This window comes from Crenobacter sp. CS_VA4 (genome assembly GCF_055597485.1).
This window is the reverse complement of sequence record NZ_JBVMAE010000128.1, coordinates 1-272: the sequence shown is the minus strand read 5'-3', so window position 1 is coordinate 272 and position 272 is coordinate 1. Positions and strand designations below refer to the sequence as shown.

General features: G+C 63.6%; 1 protein-coding gene. It reads left to right on the top strand.

Features of this window, described 5'->3' with window-relative positions:
* A partial coding sequence (locus tag ACZ2IA_RS23000) for a penicillin-binding transpeptidase domain-containing protein (protein WP_470294904.1) occupies window positions 1-272 on the top strand: 272 nt, incomplete at both ends.

Here is a 272-nt window from a genome sequence, read left to right as displayed (position 1 = left end):
CCCAAGCTGATCAAAACGCGCAGCCGCGAAGATGTGGTCATTGAAGAGCCGGCGCGGCCGCTGCCACCAATTTCCCTGCGCAACCGGCACCACTGGAACACCATTCACGACTCCATGCTCGCCGTGGTCCATGGCCGGCACGGCACCGCGAAGCAGGTTGCGACCGGCCTGCCCTTCAAGGTTGCAGGAAAGACCGGGACGGCACAGGTTGCCGGACTCTCACAGGAGGACGATCAGGCGCCCCAGCTTGAGGATGTTCCGGAAAAGCTCCG